At 36.1% G+C, this 22,402-nt stretch carries 15 protein-coding genes and 4 tRNA genes; 18 read left to right on the top strand and 1 reads right to left on the bottom strand.

Annotated features, from left to right (window positions below; translation table 11 throughout):
• The first annotated feature begins 58 nt into the window (after nucleotides 1-58).
• The 18 genes from ybgF to J5V48_RS06150 all read left to right on the top strand — a co-directional run bounded on the left by ybgF (nucleotide 59) and on the right by J5V48_RS06150 (nucleotide 21,706).
• Nucleotides 59-880: a tol-pal system protein YbgF gene (ybgF, locus tag J5V48_RS06235; protein ID WP_219937712.1), complete on the top strand. Its 822-nt coding sequence runs from the start codon at nucleotides 59-61 to the stop codon at nucleotides 878-880.
• A gap of 158 nt (nucleotides 881-1,038) precedes the next feature.
• Nucleotides 1,039-1,114: transfer RNA gene (locus tag J5V48_RS06230), tRNA-Lys, on the top strand.
• 21 nt (nucleotides 1,115-1,135) lie between these two features.
• Nucleotides 1,136-1,211 (top strand) — tRNA-Lys (locus J5V48_RS06225).
• A gap of 26 nt (nucleotides 1,212-1,237) precedes the next feature.
• A tRNA-Lys gene (locus tag J5V48_RS06220) sits at nucleotides 1,238-1,313 on the top strand.
• A gap of 5 nt (nucleotides 1,314-1,318) precedes the next feature.
• Nucleotides 1,319-1,396: transfer RNA gene (locus J5V48_RS06215), tRNA-Val, on the top strand.
• Nucleotides 1,397-1,626: 230 nt separating this feature from the next.
• Nucleotides 1,627-5,640 carry a virulence factor SrfB gene (locus J5V48_RS06210; protein WP_219937711.1) on the top strand — a complete coding sequence of 1,338 codons (4,014 nt, stop codon included), beginning with the start codon at nucleotides 1,627-1,629 and terminating at the stop codon, nucleotides 5,638-5,640.
• 11 nt (nucleotides 5,641-5,651) lie between these two features.
• Nucleotides 5,652-8,492 (top strand): virulence factor SrfC family protein, encoded by a 2,841-nt coding sequence (locus J5V48_RS06205; protein ID WP_219937710.1) that lies wholly within the window; start codon nucleotides 5,652-5,654, stop codon nucleotides 8,490-8,492.
• 2 nt (nucleotides 8,493-8,494) lie between these two features.
• Nucleotides 8,495-9,631: a hypothetical protein gene (locus J5V48_RS06200; RefSeq protein WP_219937709.1), complete on the top strand. Its 1,137-nt coding sequence runs from the start codon at nucleotides 8,495-8,497 to the stop codon at nucleotides 9,629-9,631.
• Nucleotides 9,632-11,554 carry a vWA domain-containing protein gene (locus J5V48_RS06195; protein ID WP_219937708.1) on the top strand — a complete coding sequence of 641 codons (1,923 nt, stop codon included), beginning with the start codon at nucleotides 9,632-9,634 and terminating at the stop codon, nucleotides 11,552-11,554. It begins immediately after the preceding gene.
• Nucleotides 11,551-12,279: an ABC transporter ATP-binding protein gene (locus J5V48_RS06190; RefSeq protein WP_219937707.1), complete on the top strand. Its 729-nt coding sequence runs from the start codon at nucleotides 11,551-11,553 to the stop codon at nucleotides 12,277-12,279. Before J5V48_RS06195 ends, J5V48_RS06190 begins: the two co-directional genes overlap by 4 nt.
• A 1-nt stretch (nucleotide 12,280) precedes the next feature.
• Complete coding sequence (locus tag J5V48_RS06185; protein WP_219937706.1) at nucleotides 12,281-13,477, top strand: ABC transporter permease family protein; 1,197 nt, start codon at nucleotides 12,281-12,283, stop codon at nucleotides 13,475-13,477.
• A gap of 2 nt (nucleotides 13,478-13,479) precedes the next feature.
• Nucleotides 13,480-15,174, top strand: a complete 1,695-nt coding sequence (locus tag J5V48_RS06180) for an SUMF1/EgtB/PvdO family nonheme iron enzyme (protein WP_219937705.1) — start codon at nucleotides 13,480-13,482, stop codon at nucleotides 15,172-15,174.
• A gap of 8 nt (nucleotides 15,175-15,182) precedes the next feature.
• Nucleotides 15,183-16,751 carry a vWA domain-containing protein gene (locus tag J5V48_RS06175; RefSeq protein WP_219937704.1) on the top strand — a complete coding sequence of 523 codons (1,569 nt, stop codon included), beginning with the start codon at nucleotides 15,183-15,185 and terminating at the stop codon, nucleotides 16,749-16,751.
• Nucleotides 16,752-16,759: 8 nt separating this feature from the next.
• A complete protein-coding gene (locus J5V48_RS06170) occupies nucleotides 16,760-18,286 on the top strand; it encodes an SrfA family protein (RefSeq protein WP_219937703.1) in 1,527 nt (508 codons plus the stop codon).
• A 12-nt stretch (nucleotides 18,287-18,298) separates the two neighbouring features.
• Nucleotides 18,299-19,045 carry a hypothetical protein gene (locus tag J5V48_RS06165; RefSeq protein WP_219937702.1) on the top strand — a complete coding sequence of 249 codons (747 nt, stop codon included), beginning with the start codon at nucleotides 18,299-18,301 and terminating at the stop codon, nucleotides 19,043-19,045.
• A gap of 15 nt (nucleotides 19,046-19,060) precedes the next feature.
• Nucleotides 19,061-19,558 carry a coiled-coil domain-containing protein gene (locus tag J5V48_RS06160; RefSeq protein ID WP_219937701.1) on the top strand — a complete coding sequence of 166 codons (498 nt, stop codon included), beginning with the start codon at nucleotides 19,061-19,063 and terminating at the stop codon, nucleotides 19,556-19,558.
• A 144-nt stretch (nucleotides 19,559-19,702) separates the two neighbouring features.
• Nucleotides 19,703-20,788, top strand: a complete 1,086-nt coding sequence (locus tag J5V48_RS06155) for a DegT/DnrJ/EryC1/StrS family aminotransferase (protein WP_219937700.1) — start codon at nucleotides 19,703-19,705, stop codon at nucleotides 20,786-20,788.
• A 294-nt stretch (nucleotides 20,789-21,082) separates the two neighbouring features.
• Nucleotides 21,083-21,706: a hypothetical protein gene (locus tag J5V48_RS06150; protein WP_219937699.1), complete on the top strand. Its 624-nt coding sequence runs from the start codon at nucleotides 21,083-21,085 to the stop codon at nucleotides 21,704-21,706.
• Nucleotides 21,707-21,994: 288 nt separating this feature from the next.
• Here J5V48_RS06150 and J5V48_RS06145 read toward each other — a convergent pair.
• Nucleotides 21,995-22,402, bottom strand: a 408-nt coding sequence (locus J5V48_RS06145) for a PD-(D/E)XK nuclease domain-containing protein (RefSeq protein WP_219937698.1), incomplete at its 5' end; no start/stop codon positions are given.

The raw sequence follows: 22,402 nt of genomic DNA, 5'->3' as shown, positions 1-22,402 counted from the left end.
TAATGAGGGGTATGAATTTTTGTTTTCATACCCCTTTTTTAATGATAAGGATGTAAAAGTGAAGATTATTGCAAAAAATATACTGGCAGCAGTGCTTTTATTTACATTAAATCAGTCATTTGCAACTGACAATGATATGGCAATGCACAAGAGTCTTCTGAATATGCAAAATCAGATATCAGACTTAGAAGATAAGCTTGCTGCAAAAGACGGTCAGATTGATGAGCTTAACTACAAAATCAAACAGCTTGAGACAGAAAATTCATCATTAAGAGCACAGATAGAAAAGTTAAATTCAGCACCTGCACAAAACAATGATGTTTCTGATACACAAACTGCAAAAGAACAATCCAAGTTTGTTGAAAATGGAGAGACAAAAGAAATTCCATTTGAAAGAACATCAGGTTTTGGCAGTGCAGCTGCAAAAAAAGTAGAAACTGCAAAAACAGCCGATGTAAAAACACAAAAGGCTGAATCACCATCATCTGATGGTTTAGATAAGGCTGATGATAGTGCTAAGAAACTTTATAACGAAGCTTATGCACTTTTAAATAAAGGTCAGTTTGATAAGTCTGCAATGCTGTTTTCAAATTATGTTGAAAAGTACAAAAACAACACCTTGACACCAAATGCATGGTACTGGTTAGGTCAGATTCAGTACAAGCAGAATAAATACCAGGATGCAAGGATCAGCTTTTTAAATACCGCAAAATTCAAAGGTACTGCAAAGAGAGCTGATGCTTTATATAAACTTGGAATAACATCAAAGGCTCTTGGAGATAATGCAAAGGCAAAAAGATTCTTTGAAGTTTTAATAAAAACATATCCAACTTCAAGCTCAAGCACCCTTGCTAAAAAAGAACTTGAGAGCTTAAAGTAGAAGTAGAAATAATTATGTTCAGGCAAGCAAAAATATAAATGGCTTATATATCGGCTTTGTAAAATTAAATTAAAAAAAATAAAAAAAATGCTTGCAACATAACAAAATTTTAGTAAAATAGTCCGCGTTGAGTTAATCAACAAAACGATTGCAAGGTTGGGTCGTTAGCTCAGTCGGTAGAGCAGCGGACTTTTAATCCGTTGGTCGAGAGTTCGAATCTCTCACAACCCACCATGCAAAAGATTTGAATACGCTGGGTCGTTAGCTCAGTTGGTAGAGCAGCGGACTCTTAATCCGTTGGTCGCGGGTTCAACCCCCTCACGACCCACCACGTAGTCAAAATCAAAGATCCTGGATGGGTCGTTAGCTCAGTTGGTAGAGCAGCGGACTCTTAATCCGTTGGTCGCGGGTTCGACCCCCTCACGACCCACCATCCCTGGATGCTTAGCTCAGTCTGGTTAGAGCATCTGCCTTACAAGCAGAGGGTCATAGGTTCGAGTCCTATAGCATCCACCACGAAGCAACGTAAAGTTGCTTTTTTCATTTCTGAACCACTAGTTTTTCCAAAACACGTCAAACATTATATTTCAAAACTTTTCTCACATTCTTCGTATCCTAGCTCTCGTTTTAATAAGATTTGACTTTTATTTGTTATACTTTTTTTTATAACATAATTATTTATAAGTGATTTGCGTTACAATCGTACAGTATTTGTATATATTTTATGCCTATTTCGGAGCAGATTTATGGCTGATGTTTTTGTAGATATAGTAAAAAGTATTAAAACAAGTAAAGACGAAGAGAATAAAACAATAAAACTTGTTGCAAATTCAGGTATTCAGTTTATTGATTTTGAGTTTGATGGATTAATTGATTTTGAATCAGACGATAAAGATATTTATCCAAAACATATCGTAAAAGGTCAGTTTGTAAAGCATCCAAAATACGCCGATCACTATGCACGATTCAGAGAGGATAAGATCAATGAATGTTTAAGAGTTGATGATTTTGAAACGGCAATTACTATTGGCTCAGAGTATAGATCTGAAGATAGGAGTGATACTGGTGTTTCAATGCTTGACTCACTTCATCTGTACAATGGTGTATGGTTCCCTATTCCTTATTTTTGCAAGAATAAAAATGACACTCCTGTTAACTGGGCAAGAGCAAGAATCATTAACAAATCTGATGTAAAGAAAAGAGAAAATGGTGGTGAATATCATGTGACATTTGCCTTTGATACAAATGTTATTGATCATGATGATCCATTTAAATGTGTTCCATCAGAGCAGCAGATCAATGATGTCTTTACTTTCAGAGGTGGCATAGAAGCTACTGCAATGCTTCTTGGAAGCTCTGATGGTACATCCTTTGTTGAAGAGTGGGCAAAGAGCGTCTATGACAAGCTTTTTGACAAGACATACTTTAAGAAAGGTAAAGAGCGTTTAAAGAAAGACTGGATAGATAAAAGATTCTATGAAAAACACTATCTCAATCTTATAGCCTTTTTAGAGCATTTTGTTAGACCAAATGACATAAAGCTTATGCCTTTTTCTGAAAAGTCTACAAATACTCCAACTCCAGTAAGCCTTATTCTTGATATTGGTAATACAAGATCACTTGGTTTTCTTGTAGAGGATGATGATTCATCATCATGCGATTTAAAATCAAATCCACAGCTTGAAATAAGAGATCTAAATGCTGTTGAAAATCTTTACAAGGGCAACTTTGACAGTAAGGTGCAGTTTCAAAAGGCAGTCTTTGATTTTAACGGTTCATCATCAGCTGTAAGTTCTCTGTCAGAATCATTTGTATGGCCATCATTAGTACGTGTCGGCAGGGAGGCTGTAAATCTTGCAGCTAATGCAAAGGGAAATGAAGGCAGAACAGGTCTTATCTCACCTAAAAGATATCTATGGCAGTTAGAGCACAAAGATCCTGATCATGTTGAAGAGTGGTCATTTAACAGCAACTATTATCAGATCCCAATGTACTGCCAGAAAGAAGAAGATACAGATTCATATGAAGAAAAGCTCTACAGCGTTGAAACATTTGAAAAGACCGCTGTTTATGCACCCGTATCAGAATATTTAAATTCATCTGGTGATGCTCTTTTTGCAGATACCTCAAACAATTCAGATGACAGTCACATGAAAGCCCTATATACAGGCAAATCAATGATGACTTTTATGCTTGTAGAGGTAATTTTGCAGGCACAGATGCAGATTAACAGCTATCACTACAGACACAGAAAACAAAAAGAGGATAGCCCAAGATTCTTAAAATCAATTGTGCTTACCACACCTCCTGCAATGTCTGATCTTGAAAAAGAGGTTTTCAGATCATGTGTATATCAGGCTTTAGGAATTGTCTGGAAAGCAAGAGGTTTTGACAAAACACCAGCTCGAGAGTTTTCATTCAGAACAAAAGCTCAGCAAATGTTCCCAATGCCTCCGGAGGTTAAGCTTGATTTTAGTGAAACTATGGCAGGACAGCTTGTATATTTCTACAATGAGACTCAGCGTGTATTCAATGGTAATGCACTGGATTTCATATCTCACATAAGACGAGATGATGCAGATGGCAGATACAATGAGTATGCACCTCTTGATTTTGCAAAAAAGAGAGCTGATTACAAGACAGCAAGAATTGCAACAATAGATATAGGTGGTGGTACAACCGATCTTGTTATTACAGATTATTCTGTTCCATACAGAGTTTATGCAGATATGGAAAACAAGGAGTTGGGCTCAACTGAAGTTTCAAATCAGCAGGGTATTGTACAGATAAGAGAGGTTTTAAAGGATGGAAATAAGGTTGCAGGTGACGATCTTGTACATGACATTATCTGCGATGAAATTATTCCAAAACTAAACGGCCGCTTTGATCTTAAGAATATCATTGGCTCTGCAAAAGAGGCTGGCAATGCTCTTTCAAAACAGAAGAGAGTTCAGTGTGTAGAGCAGATCTTTACAAGAATTGCATATAGAATTCTTGGCAGAATAGAACAGCTATCAAAGGCACCTATTGAAATTACAAGTGTCGTCACAAGCGGCAGCATAAGTGATTTTCTAAAGAATACTGATGAGTGTCCTGTACTTGATGCCGTTTTTGATAAGGAAGATAACGGTTTTGAGGTTGACTCATCAGTAAAAGAATATGTAAAAAATGGTCTTGATGTAGATGACTTCTTTGATACAAAGCTTGAATTTGATATTTACAGAATAAACAGAAAGCTTTTCCACAATTCAAGTAATTCATTAAGCAATACACTGGATTATTTAAATACAATTGTGAATGCATACCGCTGTGATGTTCTTTTATTAACAGGCAGAGCTTCAAAGCTTCCTGGTATCAGACGTCTAATTGAAAGCAAGTCATATCTGTCAGCAAAAAGAATTATATCAATGCATTCATATGACTGCTCATCATGGTATCCAACATTTTCATTGAATGATGGAAAGATAGGTGATCCTAAAACCACTGTTGTTGTAGGTGCAGCTATTGGCTATATCAAGACAAGCAATGTTAATAATCTTATAAACTTTAGAATCAATCCAAAGTATATGCAGGCTCCTTCTGCTGCAAGATATATGGGTGCAGTGGATAACAAATCAAAGCTTGAAAAAGAATCTGTAAAATTCAGATTTAAAACCAATGCACAAATGGCTGTATATGGAGATAAACAGTCCGGTAGAGAGCCTACAATTGATATAACAGATAAAGATGCAGTCACAAAGAAATATACAGGCGAAGATGCTAATTTAATAAAACTGATTAATCTTAAAGATGAAGTTTTTAGCAGACAGTTTACAGCAAAACCACCTGTTGTATTAGGATACAGACAGTTTGCAGAAGAAGAGTTTACTGCAAATCCTCTTTATAGCATCGAGCTTGTAACCTCTGTAAAACAGTTAAGTTCAATTACAGACAACAAAAAGCTTTTTGCTCCAGAATATTCACAGATTCGTTTTGATGAGCAAGGTTATCAAAGTCTTAAAGATAACTTTATCAGCAAACTTATAAATCCTTTAAGTAAAAAGGCCGATGAGAAATATATAAGTGCAAAAAACAGTGTAGATGCATTATCTTCACAGTATGCACAAGCAAAAGAATTTGCAATGTCCAGCAGTTTAAAGACACAGGAGACTTATTTAGATGTCTCAAATCCATTTTATGAAGCTGCAATGGACTTTATAAGTATGGCAAAAAATGCAGGTAACAATGCTCAGTCACAAATAAAGCAGACAGGCTTTATGGCAAAGCTTACAAATGCCCATTCAAAAGCACAAAGTGCCTTTGATGCAGCATATGATGAGTTTGTAAAAGCAAATGAATCACTTTTAGATGACAAGCTTGCATCTTTATACTCTGATTTGAAAAATGACATTGCATATCAGTTAAGCCGAGAGCTTTCATCTATTCTTGGTGAATCAAACTATGCTAAAAAGGAAGATGAAAAACAAGATCTTGATAAGATCACAAATGAGGTAAACGCTCATGCAAAGGTCTTCAAATTTAAAATCACCCTGGATGAGAATCCAATCAACAATGAATCTGCTGTTGGAAGATCAATTGACTTTGTTTATAAGGAACTAGACGAAGAAAATAAACCTGTACTCAATCTGTTAAAGATAGATGAAGCAGAAATTGTTGACAGCGATTTTACAGGCAATGCAAGAGACTATGTAACTATAAAACTTATGACAGTTACATTCGATGATGACTACTGGAACAATTCAGGTCTATTGCTAAAGTAAAAGGATTTAAAATGAGCAGCAAATATAAATATGATTTAAATTCACTTGATAAGGCAGCAGTGACCTTAGCAAATGTTGTTGACTGGTACAAAGGCATTGAAGATGAGAAAATCTTAAGTGGTGCTGACAAACTTAAAACAAGGCTTCTACGTCTGGCTAACAGCGCAAAGGCAGCTCATGAGGTATTGCCCGTTGCTACAACAATCGGTGTATTCGGCTCATCTCAGGCAGGTAAGAGCTATCTTGTATCAGCTCTTGCATCAAACGGTGGCGGCAAGGGCCTTGAGGTTACATGGAATTCACAGAAGATAAGTTTCTTCTCTCATTTAAATCCTGTAGGTGGTGACAGAGAAGCTACAGGTCTTGTAACAAGATTTACCTCAAAAATGAGAAAAGCTCCATCTGATTATCCAATTGTTTTAAAGGTAATCAAGGAGTGTGATCTTTTAAAGATCTTAGTTAACTCATATTTTCTTGATATTGACTATGGCTCTGAGGATGGAAAGGCATATCTTTTAGAGCATGATGCTTTTTTCAAAGATCAAAATGTACTAAAAAATCTTTTTTCAGAGCTTAACGATCCTAAATATCTGCTAAAAGATGGTGAAAAGACTTATTTTACAAAGCAGGATGTGGTTTCTTTAGCTGATTATGTAAATACCCATTCAAATGTAAGCTGTCTTAAAGAAGAGCAGTTTAATGCAGACGGTTATTTCTTTTTAAATGCAAGAAACATAATTTCAAAGCTAAATAAGGATGGCAGAGTCAAACTGTTTTCAACCTTATGGCATCAGATGCCAGCCTTTGACAATCTTTATAAGGCACTGATTGATGATTTTGATAAGCTAGAAGGTGCAACAACCGTATTTGCAAATATCGATTCTATTGTTGAAAAGAATGAAAAAGGAGAGCTTATCCAGAAGGCAAATGGTACTCTTGTTAATGTCAAGGCATTAGACAGACTGCTTGATGAAAGTTATACAGACAATGTGAATATTGCTCTTGATGATGAAGGGGCAAAGGTTGTTAATCTTCGTCACTGTGCATTAGCTGCCATTACCTGTGAAATTTCATTCCCTCAGGCTGAAAACTCAGGCGTTAAATCTTGTGATGTTCTTGATTTTCCAGGCGCCCGTTCACGTGAGAAGATGGATACAAAGGTCTGGAGAACATTAAGTGGAAAAGCAGATTTTACAAATCCAAACTCAAAAGAGTATTCAGCATGTCAGTTCCTCCTTCGTGGTAAGGTTGGATATCTTATCGAGCGTTACTGTGAACGTCATGAAATTGATGTTCTTTTATGCTGTCAGACAGTACAGGGACAGGCTGAGGTATCGGAGCTTACCCCATATATTACAAACTGGATTGATGTTAACGTCGGTGCAACTGCACAGAGCAGAAAAGGCAAAATAAATCCACTTGTAGGTGTATTTACAAAGTTTGACTACTGCTTTACAAGAAATATGAAAAGAGATGCATCAGTTGCCGCTGCATCTGACATTAATGGCACCATTACAATGGCAATGCAAAAGTTCAAGGCTGACTGGGTTCGTCACTGGACAGATGATAAACCTTTTGATCAGTTCTTCTTTGCAAGACGACCAAATCTTTCAGGAACTGAGCTTGTCTATGATGTAACAAACAGTGAAAACGGAATCGTAGAGACTGGCATCAAGGATAGTGCAAAACCATTTATTGATGAATACATTAAGGATATCGTAAAAGATCCTTGCATGGAGCATGTATACAAATTTAAGGAGTTTTTAGATAACTCAAAAGCAGAAGAAACTCCAACAGTCAATGAGGTTTTAAAGCCATCAGATGGTGGTGTAAGCTATCTTGTACAGTTTATAAATGATACCTATGGCAAGGATTTTACACAGGGTAAGGATAACTTCTATTTATCCATACAAAAAGAGTATCAGAGCATTGAACAGGAGCTGTCAAAGTTTGCAAGTCTTGATTCATCAAAGAAGAGAGATAAGTTAAAACAGATAGCAATTGCTAATGTGAAGGATATTATTCAGTGTGATAATCAGGCAGGTATTCTTGCAGATTTAAGATCATTTATTGAAATTGATGAAAAAGAGGCAAGAGATGATTATCTTACAAACTTTACAAGCGGTGTGAACAAGAATTCATTCCGCTTTGCTGCAGCTCTTACTAAAATGCGAGATGATAAACTTGATGATATTGCTGCAGGTAAGGCCTTTAACAGTATTGTTGATAATATTCTTTATGCATGGGATGAGAATGCACAGAAAAGTGTTAGTGAATATTCAGAAGAAAAAAGAATTGCTGAATGTTCATTCTTCCTTGATGAGAGCAATCAGATAATAACTGATAAGAATGTTTTAAAACAGAAGATTAGTGCATTGCTACAGTATCTGACACATGAAATGAAGGTAGCTTACAGAGCTGCTAATATTGAAAATAAGGTTGCAGATATCCTTGAAAAAAATGAATCTCAGACAAAGAGAAAAGAGGATATTGTAGATTCTCAGTGTGCAATTGCTCTTAAGATAATCTCAGATTTTAACACCTATCTTTATGTTGGCTCTACTCCAAATAACATTGAAAGACCATTTAACAGTTCTGATGAGAATAGAGAATTATTTACTGAAAATGCATTAGATGAAAAAGAGCATACCATTGAGATAACCAAGGATATGGTTTCAAGAATAAAGACAAATTATCTAAACGATCATTTCTCTGTCCTTGTTCATATGATCGCCAATGTAAATACTCAGGCAGCAAGTATCTATAAACTTGATTCAAAGAAGAATGATGAGCTGTGTGCTCTGCTTACAGATCTAGAAAAGTTTATGTCAATTGAAGAGGCATCTGCTTAACAATGAATATAAATGCTGAAATTTTAAATGAAAATGGTAAAGGCTATCTGATTATCAAAGATGTAAAAAGTAGTGAAATCAAAGATATTCAGATAGGAAGTCCACTTGCTAAGCGTAATGCTAAAAACTCTCTTGAAATTACATTTAAGGATAAGAGCACAACTGAGAGTGTAACTGATAGTATAAAGCTAAAGCCTGAAAGTATTAAATTTGTATCTAATGATATTAACGGTTACAAAATAGAACTTCCTGCATCTGTCAATAATACTCTTTACAGAGAATCAAACAGATTCAACAGCTCATTTAGTGTATCTGTTCGTGAATTTGAAATTGAAACAGGACAGATAGTAGGTGAGACTTATAATCTTTTTGCTCCTGTTACAAAATCACTAGAGCTTATGATTGAACCACCTTCACTTGAAAAAGAGAATATCGGTGCTTTAAATAACAGTACATTGTCAAATACAGCTTTAAATGGTGCTGAGTGTACTGTACAAGAATCAGTGATTAAAGATGGTCCAATAAACTATCAGAATACTGCAAATAGCAAGAAAAAAAGCATATTGCCTTTAATTTTAATAATTCTTTTAATACTGCTAGCTTTAGGTGTTTTAGGTTATTTCCTATTTAACTATCTAAACAGTAAAGATGCAACTGCAGGTGATATGTCAAAGCAAGCTTTAGAGCAGGTAGATGACAGTAATAAAGCTGATGAAAACAAGGATGATGATACAGATACTCAAGCTTTAGATGATGCATCAAAAGCTAATGAAAATACAGCTGTAAGCGCACAGTCATCATCAACTGTAAATGGATGTTCCATTTCAAATCCTAATGATGCTGATCTTATTAAAGCATGTATTCAGGCTAGCGTATCATCAGATGAAATAATTGAGCTTTCAAATAAGGCCTTTGCAAATAATCGCTGTAATCTTGGAAAACGTCTTTTCTCAAGTATCGGCAGAAAGGATGGTGATGTTGCTTTTGCCTATGCTAAGTATTTTGATAAGAATTCTTCTGTAAGCTCACAGTGTGAACAGAAGAATGAAAAAATGGCAATTTACTGGTATGAAAAAGCTTATTCCTTGAATGAATCAGATGAGGCACAAGAGGCTTTATCAAAGCTCAAAGGTGAATAAATGAACAGATTCTTAAAAAGCTCAATTGCAACTTTAGGTCTTTTATCTGTATCTTTAAGTGCAGCAAGCAGTGCACCTCTTTTAATGGAAGGTAAGACAACCTTATACCAAAGAGTGCTTACAACACCATCTTGCAGACTAAAAAGCGATGCAAATGCAAAGGATGGAAAAAAGGTAAATGCCTTTTCAAGATTCTATGTTTATGAGGATGATGGCAGAACCATAAAGGTTGGACCTGATGATACCGGCAAGATTGCAGGTTATCTTGACAAGGACTGTACTGTACAGTGGAAAATGCAGACAGCGCTTATGTTTACAAATCCTGCTAACAGAAACAGAGCTCTTATCTTCAAAAATAAAGATGATGTTACATCCTTAATTTCTGACAAGAACATATCAACAGTTTATAAGAAAAAGCTAGATGAGGTAGTGAAAAAAGGCAGTGCAGATGGTGTGGTTTCAATCGAGCCTTTGCATTATGTTGACTACAAAAAGCAGTTTTATTTGCTACCTATTCTCGATTATGAAGAGTCAATGTTTGATGATGGTAACTATGTAAGAGCTTTGAAGATTGCATCAATTACCAAAAGTCAGAGTAAAAAGAAGAGCTCTGATAATTCAGTCAATGCACTAAAGACATTCAAGGCTGCTATTGTTTTTGTTATTGATTCATCAATTTCAATGCAGCCATACATTGACAGAACCAAAAAGACTATAAATGCCGTGTCAGAGCATCTTAAAGCTGAAGGTTTATCTGACAGTGTGCATTTTGGTCTTGTCTCTTTCAGATCAAATACAAAGGCAGTTCCTGCACTTGAATATACCTCTAAGGTATTTATAAAGCCTGGCGAGGCTACAGATGTTAATACATTTACTCAAAAGCTAAAAGATCTGTCTCAGGCTAAGGTATCAAGTAAATACTTTGATGAGGATGCATATGCAGGTATAAATACCGCACTTGAGCAGGTTGACTGGTCAAAATACGGCGGCAGATATATTGTTCTTATAACAGATGCAGGCTCAATTAAAGGCTCTGATAAGCTGTCAACGACAGGTCTTGATGCAAAGGAGCTTAGAGTTGATGCAAAACAAAAGGGTGTAGCTATCTATACAATGCATCTGCTTACAGATTCTGGCAAGAGAAACAATAATCATGAAAGTGCCAAAGAGCAGTATATGGATTTAAGTTTCAATGAAACTATCAATAAACCTCTTTACTATCAGGTAAATGCAGGTGATGTTAAAAAGTTCGGTCAGAGAATTGATGAGTTATCATCAAACATTTCAAATCAGGTAAAGATGGCGGCCTTTGGAAAGAGCGCGGTTGGTTACTCTGTAACAGAGGAAAACAAATCAATGGCTGAGGATACAATAGCTTTAGGCCATGCAATGCAGCTTGCTTATCTTGGATCTAAACTCAATACCAGGACTCCTGATTTCATGTACGGCTGGCTTCTTGACAGAGATGCTCTAAATCATCAGAAAGCTACAAGCACACCTGTTGTTTTACTGACTAAATCTCAGCTGTCATCACTAAAGGATGTTACTCAGAAGATTTTGGATGCTGCAAATGAAGGTATGCTTGAGCCTGACAAGATGTTCAAGAGCTTAAGATCGGTTGCTGTATCTTTAGGTCGTGATCCTGATTCTGTTGCAAAAGCACAGACATCAAAAATTGCTGATCTTGGTTTATTAGGTGAGTATCTTGACGATCTCCCATACAAGAGCAGAATTCAGGAGCTTGATGAGGATACATGGTCAAGCATGGGGCCTGATGAGCAGAACCAGACAATTTACGATCTTGAAAGCAAGCTTAAATACTATCAGCTTTGTAATGACGATCTGTCAAGATGGGTTAAGTTAAATCCTCTTGAGGATGCTTCAGAGGCTGTATATCCAGTTCCACTTGAGATTTTACCTTGACAGAGCAGATCCTTAATATAAAAAATCTGTCCTTTTCATATAAAAGGACAGATGAGAACTATAGCGTAGGTATAGACAGCTTAAAGCTGTGTGCGCATGATATTGTTGCTCTAACCGGTGTTTCTGGCTGTGGCAAGAGTACCATGCTTGAGTGTCTTGGCTTTTTAAGAGACTCAATGGTCTTTGATGAGTTTTCATTATGCAATACAAATATAAAGGATCTTTCAAAAAAGCAGTGTGAGCTTTTCAGAGGAGCCTTTATAGGATATATGCCTCAGACTGGAGGGCTGCTCCCATATCTTAGCATCAAAGACAATATTGATTACAAGATTGATATTGCAAGCTGTAGTGCAAGAAAACTTGGCTTTGATTTTTACGATAAAGCAAAGCTAAAAAAGAGAGCTGATGATCTTTTTTCTGCTTTCTCTCTTAGCTCACTTTTAAACAGAAAACCTCATGAGCTGTCCATAGGTCAAAGACAAAGAGCTGTTTTTGTAAAAACATTGTGTTCAAATCCAAAGCTTGTACTTATTGATGAGCCAACCTCATCTTTGGATCCAGAGCATGGAGACATACTTTTTAAAATGATTGTTGATTACTGTAAGAATCTGGATATGGCAGCTCTTATAGTGACTCATGATACAAAGCTTGTGATGTCTCATGGATTAAGACGTCTTTTGTATGTCAGGAAAACAGCAAATTCTGGCAGTTTCTGTGAGGGATAGGATGATTTTTACTCTTGCATTTAAATCACTGTGGTTTGAAAAACTTGTATCCTTCTGTATCTTTGCATCCTTATGCTCTGTGATTGCACCTCTTATGTTTCTGTTTTCTTTAAAGTATGGAATTATAAGTACCTTAGAGCACGATCTGAAATCATCACCTTTAAAGCTTGAAATAAAAATGATGACAGGATACAAGCTTGATGAGAATTTTATAAATCAGGTTAAAAATGACAGTAAGGTTCAGTTCTGTCTTCCTCTTACACGTTCTTTATCTGCAACTGCTGATATAAATTATAAAGGAAAGATTAAAACATCATTGAGCGCGCTTCCAACCGCAATTTACGATCCAATAGCTATAGCTTCAAATCTTGATGGTGTGCTAAAAGAAAATGAGGCATATCTGTCACAGACACTTTGTGATGATCTGAAAATTAAAACAGGCGATACATTTTTGCTTGTCATCTCAAGAATAGTTGATTCACAAAGACAGAACAGCGTGGTTGAGTTTAAGCTAAAGGGCATAATCAAGAAAGAATATCAGTCTATAAATACCATATATGTAAATTACAATACCATGCTTTATATGGAGGATTTTAGAGACGGATATGAACCACCTGTTTTTTCAGACGGATCAAATCTAAATCTTGAGCGCAAATATTTTGCAAAGCTGCGTCTTTATGTAAAAACTCTTGATGATGTCGAACCTATGGCTGCTTTTTTTAGGGAAAGAAACTATCAAATCAAAGCCTGCATAAACGAAATAGAGGAGCTTAAGGCAATATCATCTGTTCTGTCTGTCATTTTCTATTCAGTGGCATTTATTTCTATAACAGGCGGTATTTTAGCTTCAGGTGGACTCATTCTTACAAATCTTATAAGACTGGAAAAAAGTTATGCACTTTTAAAACTTGATGGAATGAGCGAATACGGGATCATGCAGTGTATTATTGTGCAGAATCTAACCTTAGGTCTTTTATCATATCTTGGGGCATTTACCATGTTCTGCGCACTTAAATTTAGCTTTAATCAGTATTTTGCAGACAGACTTTCTGGCGGAACCTTGATAAGTGTCTTTAACTTTTCTCATGTTATTTTAGGCCTTTTGTTTACACTTTTAGTTCTTTTGATAATCAGTCTTGTTTTAAGTACTGCAAGAATAAGACGTCTTAATGTTGCAGATACCTTAAGAAGAGTATAAAAATGAAAAGATGTTTGTTATCTATAATGCTTGTAGGAGCTGTATTTGCAAAGACAGCATCAGCAGACAGTGCAAATGAGCTGTTCAATCCTAATCCTGATAAATCTGATGTAATTGTGTCTATGCCATGCGGTGGAATAATGGTGTTTAAAAAAGTATATACCTCAAATGACACAAGAAAGATAAAGGACAGAACATTCAATGCTGGTATTTTAGATACACAATCACCTATGTCTCAGGCTGTGAATACAAGATATGTTCAGGGCGCATTCAAGGATAAGAAGGGCTACTATTATCTAATTGGCAAATATGAGCTTTTAAAAGGTCAGTTTGACATCCTTATGTCAAAAGACGGTAAGTGTCCTGCCCTGAACAAGATGTCACGTCTGCCTGCAGTAAAGATATCCTATTTTGATGCTGTAAATGCTGCAGATGCTTTCTCAAGATTCATATCAACCTCAAATGATTTAAAAAAGCTTGAGATTAAATCAGCTTATTCAAGACTTGCAACAGATGAGGAGTGGGAGTTTGCAGCACGTGGCGGTAATTTAGTAACACAAAGTGAGTTTGATGCAAAACTGCCTCCAATGACTGATGGCGAACTTTCTGATTATGCCTGGTATCAGGGAGCAACTAGTGCAAACGGCAAACTTCAGTTAGCTGGTCTTAAAAAGCCAAATCCTCTTGGTCTTTATGACATGTTTGGAAATGCTCAGGAAATGACAGTGGAGCCTTTTAGAGCAGTAAGAGCAGGTCGTCTTCTAGGTCAGCCTGGCGGTATCTGTTCAAGAGGTGGAAGTTATTTGTCATCCCCATCATCAATAAGCAGTGCAAGCAGAACTGAAAAGCCTTTGTATCAGGGAGCAAAACCGCTTGTTGCAGCAGATACATCCACAAGATTTGTACTAAGCTCATCAGTTGCTTTTGATACAAAAGAAGCTAAACAGATAAATGATGATCTGAAAAATCTAGGTGAAGATCATAAATATAACAATGCACTGTCAGGTGAGGCATCCTCAATTGCAAAACTCAATGAGAAAAATCAGAAGGCCTTTGAAGAGTATCAGTTACAAGCCTTAGATCTGAAAAAGGCAAATGAAAAACTGTTAAGTGAGAACAGCTCCATTGAAAACAGGGCAAATCAGTTAAAGTCCGTTAATGAAAAGCTAACAAAGCTCAATGAGTCACTTTCTAAGAGCAATGTGGAGCTTAATACAAAGCTTGTAAGTGTTCAGCAGAAAATCATGCAGGCAAATTCTGATAGAGAAGCTATGCAGGAAAATGCAGTTACCGCAAATTTAAGATTAGGCGGATTTCTTTGCAGAAATATTGATTATGAAAAAAGCTCTGTTGATTACTTTTTAAATATCCTGAAGATAAGTAAAAAACAGTGTGATGCTGATAAGCAAAGATGCAGAACATATGAGAAATTAAAATCTCAGTATGAACAGCATGAAAAACTTTTAAAGTCCCTTTTAACTTACTATGGCGACGCTATTGTGAATGCGGAGACTAATTTTTCAAAAGAGCTTTTCAAAAAACAGCTTGCCGATGCAAAAGAGGCATTTGGTTTAATGGATGGTTTTGACAGATATGTTGATTTGTATTTAAAACATCTCAGCTCATACTCAAAACAAGAAAAAGATCTAAAAAAGAATCAGCAAAACTGGCTTTTGCAGTGCTCAGATAATAAATAGGAATAAAGATGCTAAGAGTATACAGATGCAGTAAAAACAGCGTATGCAGGGAAGTTTTTGAGTTTAAAGACTATGCCGACAGATTCTTTGAATATCTTGAAGAAAAATTCGGTAAGGATTACAAGAATCTTTTAGCAAAGCCGGTTGAGGATGGTGATTATTTTAACTTTATTACAAATCTCTCTGGCGATTTTGAGTTTTTAAATGAAAAGAACAATGAAAAATATGCTGATGCTCTAAGTGCTTTTAATAACAAAAGAGCAAAGGTATATGAGCATCTTATATCTAATGAAACTATTGATGATGAAATTATCAATAAGAACAGAAACACTATTGCAAAGCTTCTTGACAGATGCGATAAAACAGTTGTTTTTGAGTCATCAAATGTTACATGTCTTGCAACAGAGCTTAAAGGAAATAGCTGTATTGCAAAAAAAGATATGCTGGTAAATAGTGCCATTAGTGCACCTCCAGCATCAAAAGGTCATGGATGCTGCATTGCCTTTTTACTTTTTCTTCTTTTGTTATTACTGCTTTTAGGTCTTCTTTGGTGGTTCTTTTTACGCCCATGGCCACAATCTGGCACTTTACGTGAATCAGTTGAGCGTTACTGTCCTTATGTAAAAGAAAAATTAGGTCTTTTAGATAATCAAAAGAGTACAGATGAACTTTTGGTAACACAGCCTGATAATACACAGCCAGAGGTTCAAGAGCCTGTTGATGAAGAGCCAGCTGTCGATCCTGATTTAGAGCAAAAGAAAAAGGAAGAAGAGGCAAAGGCTTTAGCAGAAAAGGCAAAAGCTGAGGCTGAAGCAAAGGCTAAAAAAGAGTCTGAGGCAAAGGCTAAAGCTGAGGCAGAAGCAAAAGCTAAAGCTGAGGCAGAAGCAAAAGCTAAAGCTGAGGCAGAAGCAAAAGCTAAAAAAGATGCTGAAGCAAAAGCTAAAGCAGAAGCTGCAAAAGCTAAAAAGATCCCAAAGTGTAAAACTCTAAAGGAGCAGGGAAAGCTTCCAACTCTTGGTATTGCCTTTGATGGTTCTGAGTCTATGACACTTTCTTATGGCTCATCATCAAGACTTTCTGCTGCAAAAAATGCAGCTGTAAATCTTATAAAAAATGTTGATAAGAATGTAAGTATAAGCCTTGTTGAGATCAACGGCTGTCCTGTTGCTAAAAACAGAGGTGAATATTCAGGTGCAAGACGTAATGCACTTATAGGTGCAATCAATAATATCAATCCTTATGCATATGATGGAAAAACTCCTCTTATAAACGGACTTACAGAACTTTCAAAAATGCTTGATGGTGTGAATGCCGAATCTGTTGGCATTCTGATATCAGATGGTGAGGATACCTGTCCTTTCACAGCAAATATGAATGTATGTGAAGTAGCTAAAAGAATTCACCAAAAAAAGCCTCTTTTAAAGATCCATACAATTTTAATAGGTGATAATATTGACTCTGCTGCATGTATTGCTAGACATACAAACGGTCAGGTATTCAAACCAAGAGATGCGATTCAGATAAAGAATCAGATAGAGCAGGCTGGCTCTACATTAAAAAAAGTTTGTGAAGAATAAGGTGAAATATGGCAACCAAGCTGTTAAATTCAGGTAATCTTAAGGATTATCAGGCAATAGGTGAGGATGGAATTTTAGTCTGGCAAAGAGCTGATGCTTTTAGAACATCCATAATCAATTCTCCAGTACTTGGCAGAAAGTATGCAGATATTCTTGCTGTCCCTAAGTTTTCATCAGATGCCACTCATGTTGACTGGTTTATACCTTTTGATTCAGAACGCTCTGATGGCGAATACGATGTAGTCTCCTGGAGTGCAGCTACACTTGATGAGAAAAAAAGAGCATATAGCTATTTAAATGAGCTTAAATCAAAGTTTCTTTATTATGGAATGAATCTTGAGGCAAGTGCATTATCATCAAATGATAAGCTTTTTGCCCATTTCCTTATAGGAAACAGCAAGGATAATATTCAGTTGCCGGCTTTTCAGTTTCCATCTGATGAATATGTATATATTGTAAATGGCAGACCAGTTATAACCTTCTGGGGATTTATAAACCACAATTCAAAACTGCAAAAAGATCCTTTCTTTATTTTAAGAACTGAAGATAATGTATTAAAGGGGACTACCAGTGCAAATACAGCTACTGCAACAGCAACAGCAGCAACAGCAACAGCAACTTCATTCTGGGCTGCTCATAAATGGTGTCTTTTACTTATACCTCTTTTGCTTTTGTTGCTGCCTTTACTTTTATATCTTTTATGGTGGCTTTTCTTTGCAAGATCACTGCCTTTATTTGCAGTAGCACCTGATCTTAAGAACCTATCTTTAGATCCTGTAGAGGTTGAAAAGACAGGATATCTTCCATTTTATGAAGATACAGATCCGATTGCTGTAAAGAATACAGGTTTTGTTGCAGATGATGGAACTTTAGTTCCTGCAGATGAAAAGGATTTACCACTAGGCGAGCAAAATACTCCTGCAGCAGATGACAGTCTAAATGAGCAGGCTGAAAATTCATCAGAAAATCCTGATGATAACAGCAAAGTGCCTGAAAACGAGAAAATGCAGGAAAATGATGACTCACTAAGTGCAACTCCACCTTTATTAAATGAGGATGGAGCACAAAATGCTCAATCAGGAGATGATGCTAGCAAGGATAATAATCAAGGTGACAGTGGTGCGCTTGTGCCTCCTGTTTTAAATGAGAATAATGAACTTGTCCTTTCAAATTCAGATTTAAGTTCAGGTGATATATCAAAGCTTGATGGTGTCTGGAAGGTAAATTCTCCTATTGTTGAGAAAAATACCAACAAGCCTATCAATCTTCAGTATGAATTCAAGGATGGTAAGGGTAAAGCTGTTATAACACAAAGAGATGGAGTCAAGTGCTCTGGCGATGTAAATGGAGGCTTGGCAGCAGGCTCTCTTAGCATAACCAATCAGTCAGTTGCAAAATGTACAGATGGAAGTACATATGTTCTTCCATCTGTAAAATGCAGCAAAGGAAAGGATGGAAAGTCATCTTGCATGTCAGAGTATGACAATACAGCTAATACCGATCAGTCAAAATTTCCAATGGAACTACACAGATAAGGAGTGCAATAAATGTCAGTATCAAAGTTAATTGCTACATCAGTTTTGTCTTTATCAGCATTGTTGTGTGCATGCCAGAATCCTTCTGTTCAGGATGATCAGAGTGTCAATCCGAATCTGAAGAAGGATGAGCCTGAATTCTTTTCAAAATCAGGTGCACAGTCCTGCGTAGGCGGAGCATTAGTTACAGGTCTTGCCTGCCTTTTTGTAACCGATGGTGATAAGCTTCCAGCCTGCGTTGCTGCAGCAGCTGCAGGTTGTGCTGTTGGTATAACTGTAAACTATTATCTTGATAAGGTAAGAGCAGATTACTCAAATCTTGAAGATCAGTTAGATGCTACAAAAGAACAGATTCAAAAATCTATTGCAAGCACCAGCTCTTTGAAAAAATCAACTGAAGATCTGATTAGAGATGATAGTGCTGAAGCTGACAGAATAGTTAAGAACATCAAGGATGGAAAGGCTAAAAAGTCAGAACTTGATGACAAGATTAAAGAGATGGAAAGCAATCTTGCCTATATGCAAAAACGTCTTGCACAGGACAAGGAAATTTATAATGCTCATAAGGGAACTCAGAGCGCGTTAATGGAAGGTAAGGGTGCAAAACCTAACAGTATATCTCTTGCAAAGAAGAAAAATTCAGAGATTACTAAGGAGCTTGCAAATGCAGATAATGAATTGCTTGAACTTGAAAATGCTGTTATCGAGTATTCACAGAAGACTGCTAGCTACAAGAAAATTCAGGAAGCCTTAAGTTAAGAATTGGAGTTGAAATTGAAAAGAAATCTGTTAATAGGACTTACATTATTATCTGCTGTGCTATGCTCATGTACTACAACAAAAGAGCAGTGTGATCCAAAGATTAAAGATCCTTCTTTTTTTGATAAGCTAGGCTGTGTTGTATCTGGCTCCTATAAGGAAAGATCAGATGATAAGCTAAATGAGATTGCTTCTTTAAGAGAAGAGCATAAAAAACTCTCACAAGAGGTAATTGCACTTAATGATCAGCGTCCACAGATGCTTAAAGACAGAGAAAAGCGCTTAAAGGAGCTTGATAAGGTAAGAGCAGATCTATCAAGACTTGAAAATGATCTTGAAGCTAAAAAGGCAATGAACAGTAAACTGTCTGAAAAGCTTGAGGCTGCAAAGAGTGCTACTGATGAGGCATATAAGCTTCCTGATGATTCAAGTTCACTTGAGAAGAAAGAAAAACTCAAGAATGTTCAGGACAATATGAATGAGCTGTTAGATGCAATGGCTGAATCATTCTAAATGAAAAATCTGATTCATAGAGAATTTTACTGTATATCATGTACAGCATTTTGGTAGAATTAGATTATCAGAAAAACTTAACACAATGATAGACAGTCAATGTTTGTTGCTGTCTATTGTTATAAATACATCAAGAAGAATAGTATGATTAAATTTTTGGATTTAGAAAAAGTCAATAACCGTTATCGCAAAGAAATTGATGAAAGATTCAAGTGTATTTTGGATAAGGGCTGGTATCTGCAAGGTGAGGAAAACGAAAAGTTTTCTGCAAATTTTGCATCTTACTGTGGTACAAAATACTGCGTTGGTGTTGCAAATGGCCTTGATGCACTGACTCTTCTTATAAAAGCAGCAGGCTTTGGTCCTGGCGATGAGATTATTGTACCTGCCAATACTTATATTGCGACAATCCTTGCAGTATCTGCAAATGGCTGTACCCCTGTTTTAGTAGAGCCTGATCCTGATACTTTAAATATTGATGTAGACAAAATAGAGCAGAAGATCACCTCTAAAACAAAGGCTATCATGGTTGTTCATCTGTACGGTCAGGCTGTACAAATGCAGAAGGTTACACAGCTTGCTGAAAAATATAATCTTAAGGTATTTGAAGACTGTGCTCAGGCTCATGGTGCTTTATATCAGTCAAAGAGAGTAGGTAATCTGTCAGATGGTGGCGCATTCTCTTTCTATCCTGGCAAGAATCTAGGTTGTTTTGGTGATGGTGGTGCTGTTACAACAAATGATAAGGATTTGTATGAAAAGATTAAAGCTCTTGCAAATTATGGTTCAAATGTTAAGTACCATAATATCTATAAGGGCGTTAACAGCCGTTTAGATGAGCTTCAGGCTGCAGTTGTTGATGTAAAACTTAAGCATCTTGATGATGATAACAATGCAAGACGCAGAATTTCTAAGTTCTACAGAGAGAATATTACTAACGATAAGATCATCTTGCCAAAGGTTTACAGTGAAGATGCTCATGTATGGCATATTTTCGCAATTAGAACCGAAAATAGAGATGCTCTTCAGAAGTATCTTGCTGACAAGGGTATTCAGACACTCATTCATTATCCTATTCCTCCTCACAAGCAGGAGGCATACAGTGAGTGGAATAATGAAAGCTATCCTATCAGCGAAAAAATTCATGACACAATTCTGTCAATTCCTATGTCCCCTGTTCTTACAGAGGATGAAACAGACTTTGTTGTTAAGGCATTAAACGCTTTTTAGTCATTTATTTTAAATTCCAGGATTGTTTTTCCTGGAATATCATGTCATATACGTAATCTCTTGTTTCTCATCTTGAGTACTTGAGATTACGTTTTCTTTTTGTGTTACATAATTGTGCACAACATCAATAATTGTTTGATATTCTTCAAATAATTACACACTAATACACATAAGTAAAAAAAGTTGTGATCACAAACTTAGAATCTCCTAAATTAAAAAGTTATAAATATACGTCAAATTTAACTGTTCCTTTACCTATAAGAAAATAATAAAAAAGAATATAAGGAGGGTGTTATGGATCGTTCAAATTTAAAAGAGGCTTTTTTTAACCTTGCTACTGGTACCCCGGCGCACGCTCATGTTGTTTCATACATCGATGGTCGTCTTGTAAAGCTCATTTCTCAAAGAAAGCGTCTTCCTAATGCAACTGAAGATGGTCATCATCATGTTCAGCGAATCAGAGTTGAGATTGATGGTGTAAGCGTATATGACAAACAGAAAACTCATACAGCTCAGGAAGCAAATGATGCTTTAAAGACCATTGTAAAGGCATTTGACAAGAATCAGTCTTCATCAAAAGATGATAAGCAACAGCTTCTACCTCCAGATGAGACTTTTTCAAAAGAAAAATTCAATTATCCAGAGCTTACAACCGATCAGGTAGTTGATCTTGTTTATGTATCTTTGATAGGAAAGAGTTCCTGCAATTTTGAAGGATTTGTATCTTATCATTATGTAAAGGTACATGCATATACCTATCTTCCAAATCCTGTTGTTCGTGAGACTGTTGAGCCTGTTGTTGAGGTGAAGGTGGACGGTTATCCATTCTTTACTGTTGTAGGTTATGTTCCAGAGAACATTGTAAAGGAATATGCTGAGTCCTTAAGAAAGAAGCTCAATGAAAAGCAGGTAGATTAAGATAAAACTATTTTTATTGTTCTAATCATAGTTATTCCTTACTCAATAATTGCAGATGATTATGCAATTGTGCTTTGAAATACAAAGAGTAATGTGTAATGCAACTCCAGTAAGTTTAACAAAATACTGGAGTTTTTTGTTAAAAGGCTTTCTACTGTAATAAATGGATAGCAGCAAGCAGTTATGAAGCACGAATTAGGTTAAAAGATTATAATTATTACAATTTGTATAATTTTATAGTTTTTTATTCAGATTCTATTTAGCACTAAGCAAAGGTTAAAAGTCTTATTATTTAACTTTTTTTACTTCAATATAGCAGCTCTTTTTATAAAAGCTTATGCCATAAGAATAAATTTTCTTTATCAGAGGCTTTTTAAGAAATTGTTTTGCATACTCCATTCTGTCTATCTGCTCAAGTGCCTTTACAGCATCCTTGTCTAATAGTTCATCAGAATTTGAAGCCTTAATTTCAATAATGACAAGTTTTGATCCTCTTCTATCTAGGAATGTAATATCTGCATAACCATTGCCTGTTTCAGTATTTGATTTGAAATCATTTATATAATCGCCACAACTTGCAAATACACCCGATAAGAATCCATGATAGAAGTTCTCTTTCTTTGCCTTTGTTGCAAAATCTCTTACTGATACATAATTTAGCAGTAAATCATAGATTTTATCTGATGCAGTTTCACA

This window comes from Succinivibrio faecicola (assembly GCF_019448115.1).
GTDB lineage: Bacteria > Pseudomonadota > Gammaproteobacteria > Enterobacterales > Succinivibrionaceae > Succinivibrio > Succinivibrio faecicola.
This window is presented reverse-complemented; position numbering and strand designations above follow the sequence as displayed.

Bases quoted from the DNA above. Each gene is read 5' to 3' on its own strand.
- J5V48_RS06210 (WP_219937711.1), top strand. From the start codon at position 1,627: ATGGCTGATGTTTTTGTAGATATAGTAAAAAGTATTAAAACAAGTAAA.
- J5V48_RS06205 (WP_219937710.1), top strand. From the start codon at position 5,652: ATGAGCAGCAAATATAAATATGATTTAAATTCACTTGATAAGGCAGCA.
- J5V48_RS06200 (WP_219937709.1), top strand. From the start codon at position 8,495: ATGAATATAAATGCTGAAATTTTAAATGAAAATGGTAAAGGCTATCTG.
- J5V48_RS06195 (WP_219937708.1), top strand. From the start codon at position 9,632: ATGAACAGATTCTTAAAAAGCTCAATTGCAACTTTAGGTCTTTTATCT.
- J5V48_RS06185 (WP_219937706.1), top strand. From the start codon at position 12,281: ATGATTTTTACTCTTGCATTTAAATCACTGTGGTTTGAAAAACTTGTA.
- J5V48_RS06180 (WP_219937705.1), top strand. From the start codon at position 13,480: ATGAAAAGATGTTTGTTATCTATAATGCTTGTAGGAGCTGTATTTGCA.
- J5V48_RS06175 (WP_219937704.1), top strand. From the start codon at position 15,183: ATGCTAAGAGTATACAGATGCAGTAAAAACAGCGTATGCAGGGAAGTT.
- J5V48_RS06170 (WP_219937703.1), top strand. From the start codon at position 16,760: ATGGCAACCAAGCTGTTAAATTCAGGTAATCTTAAGGATTATCAGGCA.
- J5V48_RS06165 (WP_219937702.1), top strand. From the start codon at position 18,299: ATGTCAGTATCAAAGTTAATTGCTACATCAGTTTTGTCTTTATCAGCA.
- J5V48_RS06155 (WP_219937700.1), top strand. From the start codon at position 19,703: ATGATTAAATTTTTGGATTTAGAAAAAGTCAATAACCGTTATCGCAAA.
- J5V48_RS06150 (WP_219937699.1), top strand. From the start codon at position 21,083: ATGGATCGTTCAAATTTAAAAGAGGCTTTTTTTAACCTTGCTACTGGT.